This is a genomic window from Planobispora longispora (genome assembly GCF_016863135.1).
In the GTDB taxonomy this organism is placed as follows: Bacteria; Actinomycetota; Actinomycetes; order Streptosporangiales; family Streptosporangiaceae; genus Planobispora; species Planobispora longispora.
In genome coordinates this window covers 152,304-169,922 of the sequence record NZ_BOOH01000014.1, presented here as the reverse complement: position 1 = coordinate 169,922, position 17,619 = coordinate 152,304, and the positions used below count along the sequence as shown (strand labels likewise).

The 17,619-nt window shown below is 71.1% G+C and carries 20 protein-coding genes and 1 tRNA gene; 8 read left to right on the top strand and 13 right to left on the bottom strand.

Features of this window, described 5'->3' with window-relative positions:
* Positions 1 to 119 precede the first annotated feature (119 nt).
* The 5 genes from Plo01_RS08015 to Plo01_RS07995 form a co-directional block, all read right to left on the bottom strand.
* Positions 120 to 956, bottom strand: coding sequence for a TIGR03943 family putative permease subunit (locus tag Plo01_RS08015; protein ID WP_203889879.1), 837 nt, complete (start codon positions 954 to 956; stop codon positions 120 to 122).
* On the bottom strand, positions 941 to 1,972 hold the full coding sequence (locus Plo01_RS08010) for a permease (protein WP_203889878.1): 1,032 nt from the start codon (positions 1,970 to 1,972) through the stop codon (positions 941 to 943). The genes Plo01_RS08015 and Plo01_RS08010 overlap by 16 nt, the downstream gene beginning before the upstream one ends.
* A 90-nt stretch (positions 1,973 to 2,062) precedes the next feature.
* Entirely contained in the window at positions 2,063 to 2,926 is an 864-nt protein-coding gene (locus Plo01_RS08005) for an NUDIX hydrolase (protein ID WP_203889877.1), read from the bottom strand.
* A gap of 254 nt (positions 2,927 to 3,180) precedes the next feature.
* Positions 3,181 to 3,582, bottom strand: coding sequence for a hypothetical protein (locus tag Plo01_RS08000; protein ID WP_203889876.1), 402 nt, complete (start codon positions 3,580 to 3,582; stop codon positions 3,181 to 3,183).
* A 110-nt stretch (positions 3,583 to 3,692) separates the two neighbouring features.
* Positions 3,693 to 5,015 carry a hypothetical protein gene (locus Plo01_RS07995; protein ID WP_203889875.1) on the bottom strand — a complete coding sequence of 441 codons (1,323 nt, stop codon included), beginning with the start codon at positions 5,013 to 5,015 and terminating at the stop codon, positions 3,693 to 3,695.
* A gap of 107 nt (positions 5,016 to 5,122) precedes the next feature.
* Between Plo01_RS07995 and Plo01_RS07990 the strand changes: the two genes are divergently transcribed.
* On the top strand, positions 5,123 to 5,575 hold the full coding sequence (locus Plo01_RS07990) for a nuclear transport factor 2 family protein (protein ID WP_203889874.1): 453 nt from the start codon (positions 5,123 to 5,125) through the stop codon (positions 5,573 to 5,575).
* 221 nt (positions 5,576 to 5,796) lie between these two features.
* Here the strand turns inward: Plo01_RS07990 and Plo01_RS07985 are convergent, their stop codons facing one another.
* On the bottom strand, positions 5,797 to 6,240 hold the full coding sequence (locus tag Plo01_RS07985; protein ID WP_203889873.1) for a DoxX family protein: 444 nt from the start codon (positions 6,238 to 6,240) through the stop codon (positions 5,797 to 5,799).
* Between the two features lie 208 nt (positions 6,241 to 6,448).
* Here Plo01_RS07985 and Plo01_RS07980 point away from each other — a divergent pair, with 208 nt between their 5' ends.
* Both Plo01_RS07980 and Plo01_RS07975 read left to right on the top strand, forming a co-directional pair.
* Positions 6,449 to 7,411: a GlxA family transcriptional regulator gene (locus tag Plo01_RS07980; RefSeq protein ID WP_239316012.1), complete on the top strand. Its 963-nt coding sequence runs from the start codon at positions 6,449 to 6,451 to the stop codon at positions 7,409 to 7,411.
* A gap of 2 nt (positions 7,412 to 7,413) precedes the next feature.
* Entirely contained in the window at positions 7,414 to 8,037 is a 624-nt protein-coding gene (locus Plo01_RS07975; protein ID WP_203889871.1) for a DJ-1/PfpI family protein, read from the top strand.
* Between the two features lie 58 nt (positions 8,038 to 8,095).
* On the opposite strand, the gene Plo01_RS07970 is transcribed toward Plo01_RS07975, so the two are convergent.
* Together Plo01_RS07970 and Plo01_RS07965 are read right to left on the bottom strand one after the other, a co-directional pair.
* A complete protein-coding gene (locus tag Plo01_RS07970) occupies positions 8,096 to 8,437 on the bottom strand; it encodes a cupin domain-containing protein (RefSeq protein WP_203889870.1) in 342 nt (113 codons plus the stop codon).
* 99 nt (positions 8,438 to 8,536) lie between these two features.
* Positions 8,537 to 9,406: a M15 family metallopeptidase gene (locus Plo01_RS07965; RefSeq protein ID WP_239316011.1), complete on the bottom strand. Its 870-nt coding sequence runs from the start codon at positions 9,404 to 9,406 to the stop codon at positions 8,537 to 8,539.
* A 423-nt stretch (positions 9,407 to 9,829) separates the two neighbouring features.
* On the opposite strand from Plo01_RS07965, the gene Plo01_RS07960 reads away from it, so the two are divergent.
* Both Plo01_RS07960 and Plo01_RS07955 read left to right on the top strand, forming a co-directional pair.
* Positions 9,830 to 10,264 (top strand): hypothetical protein, encoded by a 435-nt coding sequence (locus Plo01_RS07960; protein ID WP_203889869.1) that lies wholly within the window; start codon positions 9,830 to 9,832, stop codon positions 10,262 to 10,264.
* 297 nt (positions 10,265 to 10,561) lie between these two features.
* Positions 10,562 to 11,743 (top strand): ATP-binding protein, encoded by a 1,182-nt coding sequence (locus tag Plo01_RS07955; RefSeq protein ID WP_203889868.1) that lies wholly within the window; start codon positions 10,562 to 10,564, stop codon positions 11,741 to 11,743.
* A 41-nt stretch (positions 11,744 to 11,784) separates the two neighbouring features.
* On the opposite strand, the gene Plo01_RS07950 is transcribed toward Plo01_RS07955, so the two are convergent.
* Positions 11,785 to 12,816, bottom strand: coding sequence for a MauE/DoxX family redox-associated membrane protein (locus tag Plo01_RS07950; protein ID WP_203889867.1), 1,032 nt, complete (start codon positions 12,814 to 12,816; stop codon positions 11,785 to 11,787).
* A 5-nt stretch (positions 12,817 to 12,821) separates the two neighbouring features.
* Positions 12,822 to 13,772 carry a hypothetical protein gene (locus Plo01_RS07945; protein ID WP_203889866.1) on the bottom strand — a complete coding sequence of 317 codons (951 nt, stop codon included), beginning with the start codon at positions 13,770 to 13,772 and terminating at the stop codon, positions 12,822 to 12,824.
* 402 nt (positions 13,773 to 14,174) lie between these two features.
* Between Plo01_RS07945 and Plo01_RS07940 the strand changes: the two genes are divergently transcribed.
* The gene (locus tag Plo01_RS07940; RefSeq protein ID WP_239316010.1) at positions 14,175 to 14,729 is read left to right on the top strand and encodes a SigE family RNA polymerase sigma factor; all 555 of its coding nucleotides are present in this window, start codon (positions 14,175 to 14,177) and stop codon (positions 14,727 to 14,729) included.
* Between the two features lie 18 nt (positions 14,730 to 14,747).
* Here Plo01_RS07940 and Plo01_RS07935 read toward each other — a convergent pair whose 3' ends face one another.
* Positions 14,748 to 15,314, bottom strand: coding sequence for a MarR family winged helix-turn-helix transcriptional regulator (locus tag Plo01_RS07935; protein ID WP_203889865.1), 567 nt, complete (start codon positions 15,312 to 15,314; stop codon positions 14,748 to 14,750).
* Positions 15,315 to 15,409: 95 nt separating this feature from the next.
* On the opposite strand from Plo01_RS07935, the gene Plo01_RS07930 reads away from it, so the two are divergent.
* Together Plo01_RS07930 and Plo01_RS07925 are read left to right on the top strand one after the other, a co-directional pair.
* Positions 15,410 to 15,970 (top strand): YceI family protein, encoded by a 561-nt coding sequence (locus Plo01_RS07930; RefSeq protein ID WP_203889864.1) that lies wholly within the window; start codon positions 15,410 to 15,412, stop codon positions 15,968 to 15,970.
* A gap of 266 nt (positions 15,971 to 16,236) precedes the next feature.
* Positions 16,237 to 16,325: transfer RNA gene (locus Plo01_RS07925), tRNA-Ser, on the top strand.
* A 324-nt stretch (positions 16,326 to 16,649) separates the two neighbouring features.
* On the opposite strand, the gene Plo01_RS07920 is transcribed toward Plo01_RS07925, so the two are convergent.
* Both Plo01_RS07920 and Plo01_RS07915 read right to left on the bottom strand, forming a co-directional pair.
* Positions 16,650 to 17,219, bottom strand: coding sequence for a hypothetical protein (locus tag Plo01_RS07920; protein WP_203889863.1), 570 nt, complete (start codon positions 17,217 to 17,219; stop codon positions 16,650 to 16,652).
* Between the two features lie 106 nt (positions 17,220 to 17,325).
* Positions 17,326 to 17,544, bottom strand: coding sequence for a hypothetical protein (locus Plo01_RS07915; protein ID WP_203889862.1), 219 nt, complete (start codon positions 17,542 to 17,544; stop codon positions 17,326 to 17,328).
* Positions 17,545 to 17,619: the final 75 nt, after the last annotated feature.

The following is a 17,619-nucleotide window of genomic DNA, read 5'->3' as shown; positions in this document are numbered from 1 at the left end:
CGGGGGCCGGTCGGAACAGATGGATGTTGATCGTAACGCCCCCGCCTCCGGGTCGGCCACGGGTCACCGGCCATCCGGGGACCCCGGCGCTCCGCCGCCCGAGGCTCCGGGCGCCCGTGTCAGTAGGACTGATCCTCGTACGGCTCGGCCGGGGCGTCGATCTTCATCACGTCCGTGGCGGCCAGTTCCGGATGCACGATCCCGGCGGGCATCTTCTCGAACCCGTGCGGGACCCAGGCGCCGGTGACCTCGACCCAGGTGTCGGCGGGGGGAGCGGGGACCCCCTTGACCGCGACCTTGAGCGCGAACGCGTCGGCGGCGCAGCAGGCCAGCTGCATCCGGGTGACGAACCACTGGCCCTTCTTCTTCGACGGCACCACGAAGCCGGTCAGTCTGATCTGACGGCCGGAGAGCGACCGCGTCTCGTCGTCCCAGGCACGGCCGATGAATTCGCCGATCTTCATGTCCACCGGGCCGTCGCCCTCCAGCGGGGTGAAGGCGGTCAGCGCCTGCGAGCGGGGCCGGGGCGCGTCGTCGCGGGCGGCGGCGAACGAGCCCAGCGCGGGCGGAGCGATCAGGAAGATCGCGAACACCGGCAGGCACATCAGCCACGCGACACGGGGCCCGCCGTGCGCGTGACCATGCCCTCCGCGCCCGTGGCCATCGTGCCCCCGGTCTCCCTGCCCGTGGTCATCGTGCCCGTCCTCCGTACGGCTCCCATGAGCGCGGTCTTCCCGGCGGTGATCATCCGCCTCGGTCCCCTTCGACCGCCAGATCTGGACGAGGCCGCTGACTCCCAGGAGCATCAGCACCGCCCCGGCGCCGATCAGGAACGGCCGGAAGCCGGGCTTCACGTAGTTCAGATAGGTCGCGGAGAAAGCCGAGATCCGCAGCACGGCGCCGCCGAGCAGGATCAGGACCAGGTTCTGGGTCGCGCGGTTCACAGCAACAGCCATCCGGACAGGGCGCTCACCAGGACGGCGAGCCCGAAGGTCAGCGGGACGAACCTGACCGCGAACGCGCGGCCGAACGTCCCGGCCTGCAACGCGATCAGTTTGAGGTCGACCATCGGCCCGACGACCAGGAAGGCCAGCTTCGCGGTCGGTGAGAACGCGCTCATCGACGCGGCCACGAACGCGTCGGCCTCCGAGCAGATCGACAGCAGCACGGCCAGCAGGGCCATGACCAGGACGGCCAGCCACGGGATCCCGGCCACAGCCGTCAGCCACTCGCGGGGGACCAGCACGTTGATCGTGGCCGCGGCCAGGCCGCCGACGATGAGGAATCCTCCCGCGTGGAGCAGGTCGTGCCGCATGGCCTCGGCGAAGGCGCCCAGCTTCGAGCCCTCCCCGTGCGGGCGCGACGGGATCCGCAGCCACTCGCTCCTGCCGAAGCGCAGCCACAGCCAGCCGACCAGCACCGCCACGATCAGCGAGGCGCCGAACCTCGCCGCGACCATCAGGGGCTGGCCGGGGAAGGCCACCGCGGTCGCGACCAGCACGATCGGGTTGATCGCGGGGGAGGCGAGCAGGAAGGCCAGCGCCGCGGCCGGGGTCACGCCCCGGGCCATCAACCCCGACGCGACCGGTACGGACGCGCATTCGCAGCCCGGCAGCACCGCCCCGGCCATCCCCGCGACCGGCACGGCCGCCGCCGGATGCCGGGGCAGCGCCCTGGTCCAGAAGGAACCCGGGACGAACGCGGTGATCGCGGCGGACAGCGCGACCCCGAAGACCAGGAACGGCAGCGCCTGGACGCAGATCGCCACGAAGACCGTGGCCCAGGTCTGCAGCGCGGCCGACGTCAGGTACGGCGCGAGCGCGAACCGTCCCACGACGAGCAGGGCGATGACGAGCATGAATCCCCACGGCAGGGAGCGCCCGGGGGGGACGTCACGGCCCCAGGAGGCCGGGGGGACGGCCCCGTCCTCATCGGCCCACGGCTGACGGGGGCCGGTGTGGAGATGGGACATGGCCCATATCGTGTCAGATTTCATGGATGTTCCACATGGAACGTCCATGAAGCGGTGGACGGACGCCAGACCCGGACGGCCTCGCGGCTCTCAGAGCTGGCCGAGGAGCCAGGTGGGGCCCGTGACCTGGGCGCCGTGCTCGGCGACGCGTTCGCGCAGGGCGCGGTCGGCGGTGACCACCAGGACGTCCTCCCAGGCGCGGGCGTCCTGTACGGCGCGCACGATGGCGTCGTCGCCGCTGCCCGGAGCGTCCAGGACGGTGACGCCGGGCAGCCCGGTCACCCCGCGGGCGGCGCCCTCCACCACCATCAGAATCCGCGGGAACCAGCAGGCCAGGGCGGGGAAACCCGTGGGGACGGCACGCAGCCCGGCGCCGATGAGGGCGCTGATCTCGGCGATCAGTTTGGCGGTGGCCCCGGCGCGGTCCTTCCACCAGCCGTGCTCGGCCCGGGCGCCGATGATGTTGGCCGCGTCCAGGACGATCACCAGGGGGCGCAGCGCCTGGCTGATCGCCGGCCAGGTCTCGGCGAAGCCGGGATGGAGCTTCCTGGCGCCGACCTCGGGCAGGGGCAGCCAGCGCAGGTCGGCGCTCTCGCGGTTGGCGGGGATCGCGTGCAGCAGTCCCTCAGCCTCGGCGATCACGGTCTCGAAGGACCAGCCGCCGTGGTCGTCCAGGTAGACGCCCTGCACCCGGAGGCCGTCCCCGAGCAGCGAGGCCTCCTCCCGCGCCTCGCGGAGCGCGCTGGTGATGGAGTCCTCGTGGCTGTCCCGGGCGCCGCCGGGCAGTCCCCAGGTGCCGCCGTGGTGGCTCCAGAAGGAACGTTTCTGCATCAGGATGTGCGGCACGCCCGCGGCGTCGTGGTGCACGGCGAGCAGCCCGGAGGCGCCGTGCACCCCCCAGTGCCGGTGCCCTCGCTCGCAGTGGGCCCAACCGTCCCCATCACCGGCCGCCATAGACCAATGATGCACCACCAGGGGGCGCGCTCCAGGAACAGCCCCGCGCCGCCACGTCGTAACGCGCCCGCGGTGCCGTCCGTAACACCGCGTTCTCCGCCCCAAGGCCCCGAGGCCCTGAGGCCCTGAGGCCCCGAGGCCATGGGGCCACGGGGCCACGGGGCCACGACGCTCCGACACCGCGACGCCGAGAGGCCCCGCGGGTCGAGCGGGTGCTCGAACCACGGGGCCGGGAGCGGGCGCGGGTCGGTGGGTCAGCTCCGGCGCAGACCCATGTACTGGAACTCGGCGAAGGCGAAGACCAGCAGCGCCTGGGCGACGACGAAGGCGACGCCCAGGGGGTTGGGGTCGACCCAGCCGGTGAACAGCAGGCCGATGCTGTCGACGGCCCAGAGCACGTTGACGGCGATCAGCGCCTGGACGGCGCGCTTGGGGGGAGCCGGGCGGGTGGCCAGGTAGGCGACGAACGCGGTGAACGGCAGCAGGGCGATCCCGGCCCAGCGGAGCAGCGGCTCGGGGAGGTCGAGCAGGCCGGCGAGCGGGGTCGCGGCGACGGCCAGGATGACCGCGAACCCTCCGGTGAGGACGGCGTCGGTCTGGAGCACGCGGGTCAGCAGGGGGGTGCGGCGGGCGGTGGCGGTGGTGGTGGCAGTCATCGATATCTCCCTTGTGAGCGAGTCTGAGAGTGCGTCGGCTTCCGACGTCCTCAGCACACCGCCTCACCCGCTGCCAACTGCAGACATGGCACTGCCATTCACTGCCAGTCTCACTGCCGGTTCTCCGTACGGAGATCGTCGGCGACGAGTTTGGCCGCCGCGTTCTGCCAGTTGTAGAGCGTACGTTCGGGAACCTCGCGGAGGATCCAGTCGAACGCCTGGCGCTCCTCGGGGGTGAGCCCGTTGCGCGTCGCCCCGCGCCGGTAGGGCCGGAGCCCCCGGACGTACGGGAAGTAGAGGACGTTGTAGAACCGCCACTCCTCGCTGGTGCCGAACTCGCCGTCGCGGGGCTTGAGCCGCTGGATGCTCTCCAGCAGCAGGTTCCTCAGCTCGGCCGCCCGCTCCAGGGGGCTGTCGCCGGTGACCCGCTTCTCGATCACCGGGAGGTTGGCGAGCGGGCTGCTGGCGAGCTTGCCCAGATCGCCGTAGCCGGCCAGGGCGCGGCGCGTCAGGCGGGCGAACTCGGCCTCGTCCATCGGGGGCGGTCCCGGCTCGCGGCGGGGCAGCGCCTCGGAGGAGTCGCGCAGCTCGGCCCGCTCGCGGCGGATCTCCGGATCCCCGGGGAAGGCGATCCGGTCCAGAGCCCGGTGCACCGGACCGGCCAGCGTCTGTACGGCGATCGCCACCGCGATCACCCCGAACAGCAGCACGGCGAGGGCGGGGGAGGGCCCGGCGAGCACGATGGCCAGGGCCACCTGCCCGCCCGACGCCAGCATCACGACCACCGCTCCCAGCAGGGAGCGCAGCATGTCGCGCCAGAGCGCCTCGCCGGCCTCGAACGCGCTGGACATCGCGATGGCCACGCCCAGCAGGGCCATGTCCAGGTCCACCGCCAGCACGGCGAGCAGGTTGTCCGGGCCGAGGAGGGGGAACAGCAGCAGCGCCGCGCCGAGCCCGAAGAACAGCGTGGCGACCGTCGCGAGGCCGCCGACCCGCGGAGGTCTGGCCCGCACCAGCAACACCAGCACCCCGGCCAGCGGGCCCAGGAGCAACACCGCGGTGACCGCCCGCGCCGCGAGGCCCACCTCGGACCCCCAGCCGGAGGCCGCCAGCCACCCGAGCCCCGCGAGTGTGACCGGGACGAGCCCTCTCGACCACACCCGGTCCAGCCGCTCGCCGCCGGGGACCAGTGTCAGCACCGCTCCGGTCCACAGGAGCGCGGGCAGGTAGACGAGCACCGTCTCCACCGCGGCCAGGGCCTCGGCCCCGGAGCCCGCCGCGGCGGTGCGCATCTGCCCGATCGCCACCGCGAGACCGTAGGCCAGCAGTCCCAGCCCGGCGCGCCGCGGCCCGCGCTCCCGGGGGTCCCTCACGATCACGTACAGCCCGAGCCACCAGGTGAGCCCGGACGCCGCGGCGACGGTGAAAAGCATCGGCAACCCCTTCCCGTCGCGAGCGTACCGATCGCCGGTCGTTATTTCACTCGCCATGCCGTACGATGTACGGTACATTGTACGGAAGTTCGATGGAGGGAGCCGCAATGCAGCAGGACAACGAGTGGAACGAGCCGTTCACGCCGAGCGCCGAGGATCTCGCCGGTGTCGACGCCTGGTTCGCCGAGTACGACGCGCTGGCCGCCAGGGGCGCCGTCGAGGAGATCGCCGATCTGGCGGTCTTCCCGCTCAACCTCGCCACCGACGTGCCCGGCGGATTCGGCGCCGTCGCCCAGTGGGACCGTGCGGAGTTCGTGCGGGTGATGACCGAGGTCATGGGCGGCGGCACGGCCGGCATGGAGATGAAGTCCGTCCGGACTCCGCGCTTTCTGACCCCCAACCTCGTGCTCGTCGAGACGGAGGCCACGGTCACCGCGGAGGGGCGGCGGCAGTCGATGCGCTATGCCGACCTGCTCGTGCGCACCGAGGGCGGATGGGCGTTCCAGACCATGGTCCAGGGCGGCTGGGGTCACGGCTGGCCGCCCGCCACCCGCGGATAGCGTGACCGTCCGCCCGTCCGCCCGTCCGCCCGTCCGCCCGGGGCTCCGGGTCCTGGGTCGCGAGCGTGGCCACGACGCCCGGCCGTCTGCCCGGGGCTCCGGGCGACGGCGGAGGCAGAGGAATCCGCGCGAACGGACCGGTCACGAACGCGGACGACCCGCGCCCTTCCGAGGGGCGCGGGTCGTCCGCGTTCGCGGGGCGGTCGCCCCGGGGCCCGGCATCAGCGGACCAGCGAGCGGATCAGGCCGCGGGTCTGCTCCCGGCGGTCCCAGGCGACCAGGGCGAACACCGCTGCGAAGCCGACCGGGAGCAGCGCCCAGGCCGGCTCCAGCACCAGGATCTGGGTCAGGGCGGCTCCGGCCATCAGGCCGATGAGCCCGGTCGCGGCGGCGCCGGCCAGCCGGGGGACCAGCAGGCCGATCCCGCCGGCCAGCTCGACCACGCCGGTCAGGTAGCGGAACCACTGGCCCCAGCCGATCAGCTCGAAGGTCGTCACCGCGTCGACCTGTCCGACGAACTTGGGCAGCGCCGAGGCGACGATCAGGAACGTCGCGATGAGGATCTGGAAGACCCACAGGACCTTGCGCAGAACACGGCGGCGGGCGGAGATCTCGGTGGCGGCAGCGGCAGCGGTGCGGGCGGTGAAGGTGTGCGTGGCGGCCATGGTGGCTGTCCTTCCGGGTGTCGGGCGTCTTCCTCTTTGACCACGCGTCGTACGGCCGGACGCGGAATCGACACGGTCCCGGATTTTTTCTTCAAGATTTTTTCCACGCCCTCATGAGGCCGGTCAACAGCGGTCCCGGAAGGCATGGCGTAATCTGCAATATCTGTGTCATTGACGCCATCTCCCCTCGCTGACCAGGATGAATGTCATGCGCAGAGTGGTGGCGGTGACCTTCGACGGGTTCCAGCTCCTCGATCTGGCCGGCCCGGCGGACGTGTTCGCGGCGGCGAGCCTGCTCGTCCCGGAGCCCGGCTACCGGGTGGAGGTCGCCTCGGTCCGCACCGGCCCCGTGGCCGCTCACGGCGGGGTCACGGTCACGGCGGGAACCGCTCTGCGCGACGTCGAAGAGCCGGTCGACACGCTGCTGGTGGTGGGAGGCCTGAGCGCCCCGGACCACGTGGGCGACCGGGACCTGGTCGAGCAGATCGGACGGCTGGCGCGCACGGCCCGCCGGATCGCGTCGGTCTGCACCGGCGCCTACCTCCTGGCCGAGGCCGGGCTGCTGGCCGGTCGGCGGGCGACCACCCACTGGCTGGCGGCCGCGGAGCTGAGCCGCCGTTATCCGGACGCGGAGGTGGACGCCGACCCGATCTACATCCGGGACGGCGACGTCTGGACCTCGGCCGGGGTGACCGCCGGGATCGACCTCGCACTCGCGCTGGTCGCCGAGGACCACGGGCACGCCCTGGCCCGGAAGGTGGCCCGCGGGCTCGTGATGTACCTGCACCGGCCGGGCGGGCAGGGCCAGTTCAGCACGCCGATGCGCGCCGCGGCGCCACGGGACGAGCCGCTGCGCGAGCTGCAGGCGTTCATCGACGCCAATCCCGCCGACGACCTGAGCGTGCCCACCCTGGCCCGGCGCACCGGGATGAGCGAGCGCCACTTCTCGCGGGTCTTCACCGAGCAGACCGGGGTGTCTCCCGGCCGGTACGTCGAGCGCAGCCGCGCCGACACCGCGCGCCGGCTGCTGGAGACCACGGCGCACCCGCTCGACCGCGTCGCGCGGGAGTCCGGGCTCGGCACGCCGGAGACCCTCTACCGCGTCTTCCGCTGGCACTGGCGGATCGCGCCCGGCGACTACCGCCGCCGGTTCCAGGCGAAGGAGAACTGACCATGCACGTCGCCATCCCCCTCTACCCCCGGTTCACCGCCCTCGACGCGGTCGGCCCCTACACGGTCCTCGCCTTCACCCCCGGCTGGTCGGTCACGTTCGTCGCCGCCGCACCCGGCCCGGTCACCGACGACCGGGGCAGTCTCGCGATGACCGCCACCGCCTCCTTCGAAGACGTCCCCCGGCCGGACGTGATCCTGGTGCCCGGCGGCCCGGGCACCCCCGCCGCCATGGCCGACGAGGCCCTGCTCTCCTGGATCCGCGCCGCGCACGAGCACACGAGGTGGACCACCTCGGTCTGCAGCGGTTCCTTCGTCCTCGGCGCGGCCGGCGTGCTGACCGGCCGGAAGGCCACGAGCCACTGGGGCTGGGCCGATCAGCTCCCCGCCGTCGGCGCCCTGCACGTCAAGGAACGCGTGGTGGTCGACGGCAAGATCGTGACAGCCGCGGGTGTCTCCGCGGGCATCGACATGGCGCTGACCCTCCTCGCGGAGGCGACGGACGAGGAGACGGCGCGGATCGTGCAGCTCGCGATCGAGTACGACCCGCTGCCGCCGTTCGGCGGGGCCGACCCGCACACCGCCCCCGCCGCCCGGCGCGAGGCCGCACTGGGCCTGGTCTCCTGAGGCTCCCCGTCCCCCGGCGACCGTGGAGGCGTGAACCGTCAGGGAATGAGAGGACGGATCAGGTCCGGGAGTCCGCGCACGAGCCGTAGGCCGGGCCGAACACGACCAGCAGCGCCAGATCCTCGGTGACGTCCGTGAAGCGGTGCTCCTCGCCCGCCGGAACGAAGATCACCGAGCCGGGCCCGACCGCCGCCTCACCGCCCGGTGTCACGATCCGGGCCCGGCCCGCGGTCACCACATAGATCTCGTCCTCGGTGTGCGGGCTCTGGTTGTCGATCCCGCCCGCCGGGATGCAGTACGTCCCGACGGACAGGTCGGGCACCTTGAGGTGCTCGACCCAGTCGTTGGCGGCCCCGGCGGCCGGCTGCGCCCACTCGCCCGCACCCTTGATGATCTCCATGAGGGCTACCTTAGCGACGGGCGGCGCCGTGCTCCCCGCCCTCCGTCTCGGCGGCGGGCGATCCCGGGCCCCGTTCCCCCGCACCCGCCGGTCCGAAGTTCAGCCGCCGCCCTTGCTGAAGTGCTGGTAGTCCTTGATGCCGGACCAGTAGCCGCCCCACTCCCAGCCGAGCCGGGCGAAGGCCTTGACCACCCGGTCACCGGGGTTGATCACGCCGGGGGCGTCCAGCGGGCGCTTGACGAACTTGCGGGCGTTGCGGTGCGCCACCGAGCCGCCGGAGGAGACGTAGGGATTCTCCCGGGGATTGATGTCGATGGCCCGGCCGTAGGCGTGCTTGGACCAGCTGCTCGACCCGGTCGCCGGGCGGCAGTTGAAGGCCGAGGTGTTGTCGGCGTCGATGGAGTCGAAGTCGTCGCCCTTGTAGACGTCGACGAGCTCCATCCGGTAGATCGGCCAGCGCCAGCCGTACAGGCGCTGGAAGACCTTGACGACGTCGTCGGCGACGTCCTCGTGCACGACCATCTCGCCGATGTGCGGCCTGTCGTCGAAGCCCCAGTAGGTCATCGTGATCAGCCGCAGGTCGCGGACCGGGACCGGGCAGCCCGAACGCCAGGAATGCTCCAGCCGCTCCCGGGCGATCCGCGAGATCTTCGCGGAGAACTCCGGAGGCCCGGCGGGGGGCGGCGTCGGGGTCGGCTCCGGAGGCGGTGACGGGGAGAAGGGTTCGGGGGACGGCGGGGGCGAGGACGGTGTGGTGGGAGAGCCTGGGGAAGGGGACGCCGAGGGCGACGGGGAGGACGGGACGGCGGACGTCCGGGACGGTGAGAACGCGCTGGGCCGTACGGAACTCCGGGCCGGCTCCTCCGTGGGCGCGGCGATGGGATCGGACGCGCCGCAGGAGGCCACCGCGAGGCAGGCCGTCACCGCCAGGGCGGCGCGGCCGCGTGTCCCGAACGCAGAACCTCTCACCCGTCACCCCTCACATCGGAGGAATTACCCAGCACCAGCGTAGTCTTCCCGATACGAGAAGTGACGGGAGTCCGGGTTTCCACCGTGTGGGCCCTTCCTCCCCGGCACGGACGAGCCTTTCTTCCATGTGGACAGACACCCTCCCGTGCGGATAGACCCTCCCGTCGCCCTCCTGTGCGGACGCATCGTGACGGAACTCGCGTCGAGGGCTGAGACGCCCGGACGCGCGTGGGCGTGGCGGGAGCCGTCCGGTGAGCCGATCGTTGACTCTGGAACTACTTCCGGCCCTCTACCGTGAACCGCGAGGCCGGGCGTCGCGGTCGGGCGGTGAGCCGCGCCTGCGCGCCGTCTCCTCGTCCGTCCCCAGGGCTCTTCCCGTCCGGAGCGGGTGAGTCCCGCCCGTCGCAAGCAGGAGATCGGCTCATGACCACGCCGGAAGATCCGAGTCCCGTGCCGGAAGGCCCGAACCCTGAGAGCCGCTCCCAGGAGGCGGTTCAGGACGGGCCCGCGGGCGGCGCCCCTGACGGCGGCCCCGGCCCGGCCTCCGGGCCGCCGGAGTCGCCGGAGCCGCCCTCCGGCGTGACGGGTGCGAGCGTGGCGATGGCCTTCGTCGGGATGCTCCTTTACGTCGCGATCAATCTCCTGGTCGCGGTCGTCGTGCTCGACTCCGTGTCGAAGACCGGCATCGCCGTGGGCGCGGCGCTCCTGCTGCTGGTCGCTTTCGGCGGCGGGGGTTTTCTCGTCAGGAACGGCACGCCCGCGGCCAAGGGGATGGGTGTCGGGATGATGATCGGCTGGGGCGTGGTCACGGTTCTCTCGTACGGAGTCGGCACCGGCGTCTATCCGGGCCTGTACTAATCCTCCCGGCCCGTTCCGGTGCATCGGCTGACCGGCCTTTGGCGGAGCTTTTCTCCGGAAGCTCTCGTCATTGTGTTCGATGCCGCGCTACAGTCTTAGGCATCGGATCGAACACCGGTTCGGGCGCCTGCGGGTGCTGTCCGCCCAGGTGAGGGGTGTGCCATGGCGATGCTCGCACCGTCCCCCGCCTCCTCCCCGCCCGCATCGCGCGTTCCCGTGCGGCGGCGTGCGACACGCCGTAGTCCTTTCTACGGAAATCTAAGACGCCCGCTATATCCCGTCATACAGTCCGAGTCTGTGGACCCCGTGCGCAACCCCTATGCCCCCGGCGCGGGGCAGCGCCCTCCGGAGCTCGCCGGGCGCGACCGCGAGCTGCAGCAGTTCGAGGTCGTCCTGGAGCGGGTGGCCCGGGGCCGCCCCGAGCGCAGCATGGTCGTCACCGGCCTGCGCGGCGTCGGGAAGACCGTCCTGCTCAACACCTTCAAGTCGATGGCCATGCAGCGGCTGTGGGGCACCGGGAAGATCGAGGCCCGGCCCGACCGGTCGATCCGCCGGCCGGTGGCCGCCGCCCTGCACATGGCGATCCGCGAGCTGGCCCCCCGGCACCGCGCGCCCGAGCGCATCGAGGAGTTCCTCGGGGTGCTGAAGGCGTTCGCGATGCGCGACACGTCCGCGGCCAAGGGCACCTCGCACTGGTCTCCCGGGATCGACGTGCCGGCCGCGCGCGGCCGGGCCGACTCCGGCGACCTGGAGATCGATCTCACCGAGCTGTTCGTCGACGCCGCCGCCGTCGCCACCGATCTCGGCGTCGGGATCGCCCTGTTCATCGACGAGATGCAGGACGTGCAGGTCCAGGACGTCTCGGCGCTCTGCGCGGCCTGCCACGAGCTCTCCCAGAACGGCGGCCCGCTGATCGTGGTCGGCGCGGGCCTGCCGCACCTGCCCAGCGTGCTGTCGGCCAGCAAGAGCTACTCCGAGCGGCTGTTCCGCTACGCCAGGATCGACCGGCTCGACCGGGAGGCGGCGGACCTGGCGCTCATCGCCCCGGCGGCGGAGGAGGGCGTGGAGTTCACCCCGGAGGCCCTCGACGCGCTCTACGAGGCGGCCGACGGCTACCCCTACTTCGTCCAGGCCTACGGCAAGGTCGCCTGGGACCTCGCGCCGCGCACCCCCATCACCGCCGAGGACGTCCGGGTCGCCGCCCCGGAGGCCGAGGAGGAGCTCGCGGTCGGTTTCTTCGGCAGCCGTTACGAGCGGGCCACCCCGGCCGAGCGCGACTACATGCACGCGATCGCCTCGATCGGCGACGAGCCGGTGGTCACCGCCGAGGTGGCCGAGCTGCTCGGCCGCAAGCCGTCCAGCCTCTCGCCGGCCCGCGACAGTCTCATCAAGAAGGGGCTGATCTACAGTGCCGAGCGCGGCCTGATCGCGTTCACGGTCCCGCACTTCGGAAAGTTTCTGCGTTCCCAGCCCATTTGAACAAATGTTCGATATACTGATGAGTGGGCCTGGCGACGGCCCTAGCCCTCTATACGGCTCTCTAGTGGGGAAGCTAGAGAGCCGTATAGAGCTGCATCGTGCTGGGTCCGTGCCTGCCTGTCCGTGACGGCGACGAGTTCGCGTCCCTCCACGTCGACCGTACGGCCGGCCGCATCCACCACGGCCGCACGCACCGCCGGGCGCCGCCCGCTCAGCCGGATCGCGAAGACCACGTCCACCGGCTCGCCGGGATAGCCCCGCCCGCTGTGGAGCCCCGGAAGCACCCCGGGATAGACGAAGAACCGCCAGCACAGCTCCCGCCAGCTGTCGATCGGCTCCGTGCCGGCCAGCAGTCCGGCGTGCGACCGCCAGACCGCGCTCGACCGGAGCCGGGCCTCGGCCTTCGCGGGGTCCGCGGGGCGGTGCTCGCACGGGGCGCGATACCGGAGCCGGGCGGCGATCTCCTCGAGCTCCGGTGAGAGCGCGGCGACGATCAGCAGCCCGGCGACGACGGCGAGGGCCTTGATCCAGGAGATCCCGGCCAGCACCGTCCACCCCGGGACCGGACCGGCCCAGACCGTGCCCGCGGCCATGGCCGTCAGCACCATCGTGCGGGCCAGCGAACGGGCGCCCACCGGGACCGCGCTGACGTCGCCGAAGCAGCCGCAGCCCGCGTCCGGACGGCGGCGCCGCAGTTCCCACAGGACGTAGGTGGAGATCGTGAAGAAGGCGATCGCGCCCCACCGGAAGAACGGGTGCCCGGTGGCCATCAGACCACCCAGCAGAACCGTCTCCGCGGCCGCGCACCCGAGCATCGCAGGCGCGTGCCACCGCTCGGCCAGCAGGACGGCAGGTCCGAGCCCGCTCATCCCCCCGGGCTGCGTCCCCTTCGAGACGGTCCGCACCTTGGCCGTGGCCCCCAGCACCAGCAGCACGCTCAGCACGGGAAGCTGGGCTGCGGCGACCGTCGTGGCGAGTTGCGCCATCTCCGTCACCTCCGCGGCCCGGGCCGAGCCCGCCGCCGCCATGGCCGCCGTACTCGCCATGTCCGTCACCTGAGTCACCTGCGTCATGGGTGTCACTCCAATCCAACCCGGGCGTTGAAGCACCCCTTGGTCAGGTCCCCACCGAGTTCCACGAAGGAGGACGGCGCCAGCTCCACGATCCGGCCGCGCGGAGAGGTGCCGCACTCCAGGCACCGGTCGCAGAACCGACCGGCGAGGCAACCGCACGCCACGATCGGCACGATCGAGGTGCGTCCGGCGCACACGTTGCGTATGTCGAGCGTCGAGCCCAGGGAGAGGTAGGGCAGCCCGACGCAGGAGACCCCGGTCTCGGCGCAGTCCGCGTCGGAGGACTCCAGCATCGGATAGGCCGCTCCCCGCTCCTCCCAGTCGAAGGCGTCCGACCAGGTCGCCGTGCCCGAGACCCGCGGCTGCGCGCCGCCGTACGCCGGGGGCGGCGTGGGCACGGCCTGCCAGCGGTAGGGCGGTTGCGAGGTGGCGGGCAGCCGGGCGTGGGCGACGCCGTCCTCGCGGACCCCGATCGCGTCGAACAGGTAGCCGGGCTCGAACTTCGGGTGGCGGACCCTCAACCGCCCCGAGGCGCGATAGGGGATGACGACGGTGCGCCGTCCCCTGTGGGGGCCGCAGTGGAGCTCCAGGGTGATGTCACCGGGGCCGCGGCCGATCTCCTCGATCACGCCTGTGATCCGGGTGATGTCCGCCCAGATCCGCTCGGCGACCTTGCCCTCCCTCAGCGCCTTGACGATCACCTGGGCGCCCACCGGCAGATCGGCCGGGGGGAGGGCGTCGCCGCGCCACGCGGTGGCCCACGGCGCGATGACGAGGCGCTCGTGCCTGCCGTCCGGTGTCTCGATGGTGACCAGATGCGGGCTGATGTCCAGGATCTCGCCGGTGACGGCGTGCAGCAGCTCCCCCTCGTCGGAGACCGGTCCGGGGTCGTCGAGACTCCGGCCGAGCGCGGCCGCGGCCAGTACGCGGCGACGGTCAACGCTCCGGTAGGGCATCGTCGTTCTCCCTGTTCTCGGCGGATCGGCCCGGTTCCCGTCCTCCGCCCCGGTCGGGTTCCGGGGCTCGGGTTCCGGTGTCCGGGTCCCGGGGCTCGGGTTCCGGGTGCTGAAGGGTGTCCGGGTGCTCCGGGCTTTTCTGTGCTGCGGTCAGCGTCACATGCTTCGCGCGGTCCTGCGGTCCACCCCCGCCAATAATTCCGGCAGCCGCCCTACCGGGTAGCAAAATTCACATCCCCGGTAGAACGCCTTATCGCCTATCTCTGGCCAAACCCTTCTCTAACGCCCCTCGGATGCTCCGCCACCCACCTGAAGCGATCTTTGCACTCGGCAGGATGAAACCTGGATCCAGGTTCATCCGGATCTGAGCCTCCGGCTGCGATTCTGACCACGAGACGCCCCTTGACCACAGGCTTGGTGATCGCGGTGACCGGCGGGATCCACGACGAGTTCCGTGAGTACGTCGTTGCTCGCGGCCCGGCGCTGCTACGCGCCGCACGCCAGGTCGCCGGCGACCCCCACGACGCCGAGGACCTGCTCCAGGCGGCGCTGGTCAAGACCTACCTCGCCTGGGAGCGCATCGAGGACAGGGCGGCGCTGGACGGGTACGTGCGCCGGGCGATGGTCAACATCAACATCTCCTGGTGGCGCCGGCGCAAGCTGGAGGAGTATCCCTCCGAGGAGCTTCCCGAACCGGTCCAGGCGCACCTCAGGGACGGCCTGCCCGGCGTCCACGGGCACCTGCCCGAGCGGGTGGAGCAGGCGCTCGAGCTCCTGCCGACGAGGATGCGGGCCGCCATCGTGCTGCGGTACTACGAGGACATGACCGAGCCGGAGATCGCCAAGGCCCTGGGCATCAGCGTCGGCACGGTCAAGAGCACGGTCTCGCGCGGGATGGCCAAGCTGCGCGGGGCTCTGGTGATCCCGGAGGTCCCGCGGCTCGAACCGCAGCACTGAGGCCCGGGGCCGTCGGCTTCAGGGCATGGAGCGGGGTCGGCCGGCTGGTTCGGGCTCGTGTCCGCGCTCGGGCTCGTGTCCGGGCTCGGGTTCGGTTTCGGAGCAGGTGGACGCGGGCTGGGCTCCGGCTGTGGCGCACGGCCGTACGGCGTCGCGGATGATCCTGAGCGCGTCGAGAAAGGCCGACAGCTGCTCGGGGGTGAGCCGCCCGGTGAGCCAGGTCTCGATGTCGACCAGGTGCTGCGGCAGCACGGTGGCGAGCCGGTCGGTGCCGGCCGTGGTGATCGCGGCGTAGGAGGCGCGGCGGTCGGTGGCGCACGCCTGCCGTACGACGAGACCCTCGCGCTCCAGGCGGTCCACGACGCGGGTCACCCCGCTGGTGGACAGGCTGGTCTGAGCGGCCAGGTCACTCATGCGCAACCGCTGCCCGGGCGAGCGCGCCAGCCGGATCAGCGTCTCGAAGTCGATCTCGGAGAGCCCCGCTTCGGCGAGGGAGGGCAGCGTCTTCGCGGAAAGGCCGGTTGCGACCTCGGCGAGGAGGCCCATCGCGGTCAGCCGCGGGTCGTCGAAGGGGATCACAGTCACACTGTATCCGACGATAGTTGACGTGCGGAATATTCCTCAGGTAGAAATGTGTTGTCGCAAACGTCCTCACGGCAAACGTCTCTTCAGGAGTCTCCATGACCACCCGTACCTGGGAAAACCTCCAGATCCCCACCGCCGGCACCTTCGCTCTCGACGTCGCCCACACCCGCATCGGCTTCGTCGTCAAGCACATGATGGTGAGCAAGGTCCGCGGCAACTTCGCCGACTTCGCCGGCACCGTCACGATCGCCGAGAACCCCCTGGAGTCCTCCGCCGAACTGACGATCAAGACCGCGAGCATCAACACCGGCGTCGCCGACCGCGACGGTCACCTCCGCAGCGACGACTTCCTCGCCGTCGAGAAGTTCCCCGAGCTGACCTTCCGCAGCACCCGCGTCGTCGGCCACTCGGGTGACGAGTTCACCCTCGTCGGCGACCTCACCGTCCGCGACGTCACCAAGGAAGTCGAGCTCACCGTCGAGTACGGCGGCGCCGGCACCAACCCCTGGGGCCAGGAGGTGTGGGGCTTCTCCATCACCACCGAGATCGACCGCGAGGAGTTCGGCCTCACCTGGAACCAGGCCCTGGAGACCGGCGGCGTCCTCGTCGGCAAGAAGGTCAAGATCGAGATCGAGGGCGAGGCCAACCGCGCCTGACCTCCGGTCCACAGCGCTCCCGGCTCCCCTCCCGTTCGGAGGGGAGCCCAGCTGTGTCCGATCTCTGAGAAGCATCATCTCGTATATCGAGAATCCACAGGCTGTTATCTTTGTCACCTGCGGGTTCGTTGATCTGTCCACAGATGTGGAGGAAGTTATCCACAGCGGTGGACAACCCGCCGACGGCCACCTGAGCGACGCGCCCGGCAATCACTTTGCCGCCTCGCCCGATGGCCGGTACTCTGTGCTGAGCCACACGGCTACCAGGAGGCTTCGCCTAGTCAGGTCTATGGCGCCGCACTGCTAATGCGGTTTGGTGGCAACACCATCCGGGGTTCAAATCCCCGAGCCTCCGCAGAACAGAGGCCCTCTCCCAGATCCGGGAGGGGGCCTTTTTCGATCTCTGAGGGCGGCTGATCTCCGTACGGGTCAGGGGTGATCGGTGGGCCGGGACTTCGTTCCTCGACTCCGGTCCACCGACGATCGGGACGGCGTGGGCGGCAAGTTTTCCGTGCCATTCGCGTGCCGGTACGGACGAGGAACGAGAGGGGATCACGGGAAGTCATGGATACGGCGGAATCGCTTCTGGGCTGGACCGCAGCAGGTCAGTGAGTCGGATGTCCGAGTCTTCCGAACTGGTGATCGCATTCCGGCCGCGCAGCCGCCGCACTGCTGAAGATCAGCACTTTGGCGGATCTCCGCCGACTGCGTGGAGCGCGTCGACGTATCCGTCACCGACATCGATGCGGGTGATGTCCGCCGTCGTCTCGCTTGTGGAGCAGGCGTGCGCCCAGTCCGCCGCCGGCCCGATCTCCTGGAGACGCAATCGTTTCCTCCGGGTGATCCCATGAGCGCGACCGATGTGGCAGACATCGGGATCGACTTTCTCGACGTAGACGGCCATGAGCGGAAACGCCCTGGTCAGGGTCTCAATCAGGCCCGCGGTGGAATCAAGGTCGACTCCGGCCAGGGGCTGGACGTGCTCCCCGCGCAGGGTGAGGGCACGATGGGTCATGGTCGAGCCCTTCCAGCCCGAGCTCGTCGCGCACTTGATGTCGCGGAGACGTACGGCCGAGTAGCCGTCGAGATGGAGCGCGTCGGAGATGCTGTGCAGCAGTACCCACTTGCGGCCGATGCCGACCACGTAGGCGTCGAGTCGATCCGCACCGTCGATTTCGCGACTGACTCTCACCGGTTTGCCGGAACGTCTCGCTCTTTTCAAGTCCTTGAGGATCGGCCCTTTAGTCATGATCCGGATCGTCCCACCACGTGTATCCGGCACTCATCTGGTTTTCGGGTCGTTCCGGCCCTGGAGTGATCATGGGGCCGAAGGGGGGACGGCGGTCCGCTACGGGCTACAGTTCGCGGCTGGTGAAGAGCTCCAAGTGGTAGCACTGCGGGCAGCGACGGGCGTCCACCACCCACTTGGGACGGCCCATCAGCTTGGCTCCGCCGAGTAGCCCCAGTTCCAGTTCGCCTTCCACCCAGATGCCGAAGCCGGGCTGTTGACGGTCGGCGAGGAAGCCCGGCTCCAGGCCCTGGTGGCCGCAGTGGGTGCACTTTCCATCAGACATTGGGTGATCATACGGACAAGCGGGTCCCCGGGCCATGGGGGACCGGGGAGAGGGACGACCGGTTCAGCACCTCAC

Bases quoted from the DNA above. Each gene is read 5' to 3' on its own strand.
- Plo01_RS08015 (WP_203889879.1), bottom strand. From the start codon at position 956: ATGGCTGTTGCTGTGAACCGCGCGACCCAGAACCTGGTCCTGATCCTG.
- Plo01_RS08010 (WP_203889878.1), bottom strand. From the start codon at position 1,972: ATGTCCCATCTCCACACCGGCCCCCGTCAGCCGTGGGCCGATGAGGAC.
- Plo01_RS08005 (WP_203889877.1), bottom strand. From the start codon at position 2,926: ATGGCGGCCGGTGATGGGGACGGTTGGGCCCACTGCGAGCGAGGGCAC.
- Plo01_RS08000 (WP_203889876.1), bottom strand. From the start codon at position 3,582: ATGACTGCCACCACCACCGCCACCGCCCGCCGCACCCCCCTGCTGACC.
- Plo01_RS07995 (WP_203889875.1), bottom strand. From the start codon at position 5,015: ATGCTTTTCACCGTCGCCGCGGCGTCCGGGCTCACCTGGTGGCTCGGG.
- Plo01_RS07990 (WP_203889874.1), top strand. From the start codon at position 5,123: ATGCAGCAGGACAACGAGTGGAACGAGCCGTTCACGCCGAGCGCCGAG.
- Plo01_RS07985 (WP_203889873.1), bottom strand. From the start codon at position 6,240: ATGGCCGCCACGCACACCTTCACCGCCCGCACCGCTGCCGCTGCCGCC.
- Plo01_RS07980 (WP_239316012.1), top strand. From the start codon at position 6,449: ATGCGCAGAGTGGTGGCGGTGACCTTCGACGGGTTCCAGCTCCTCGAT.
- Plo01_RS07975 (WP_203889871.1), top strand. From the start codon at position 7,414: ATGCACGTCGCCATCCCCCTCTACCCCCGGTTCACCGCCCTCGACGCG.
- Plo01_RS07970 (WP_203889870.1), bottom strand. From the start codon at position 8,437: ATGGAGATCATCAAGGGTGCGGGCGAGTGGGCGCAGCCGGCCGCCGGG.
- Plo01_RS07960 (WP_203889869.1), top strand. From the start codon at position 9,830: ATGACCACGCCGGAAGATCCGAGTCCCGTGCCGGAAGGCCCGAACCCT.
- Plo01_RS07950 (WP_203889867.1), bottom strand. From the start codon at position 12,816: ATGACGCAGGTGACTCAGGTGACGGACATGGCGAGTACGGCGGCCATG.
- Plo01_RS07945 (WP_203889866.1), bottom strand. From the start codon at position 13,772: ATGCCCTACCGGAGCGTTGACCGTCGCCGCGTACTGGCCGCGGCCGCG.
- Plo01_RS07930 (WP_203889864.1), top strand. From the start codon at position 15,410: ATGACCACCCGTACCTGGGAAAACCTCCAGATCCCCACCGCCGGCACC.
- Plo01_RS07920 (WP_203889863.1), bottom strand. From the start codon at position 17,219: ATGACTAAAGGGCCGATCCTCAAGGACTTGAAAAGAGCGAGACGTTCC.
- Plo01_RS07915 (WP_203889862.1), bottom strand. From the start codon at position 17,544: ATGTCTGATGGAAAGTGCACCCACTGCGGCCACCAGGGCCTGGAGCCG.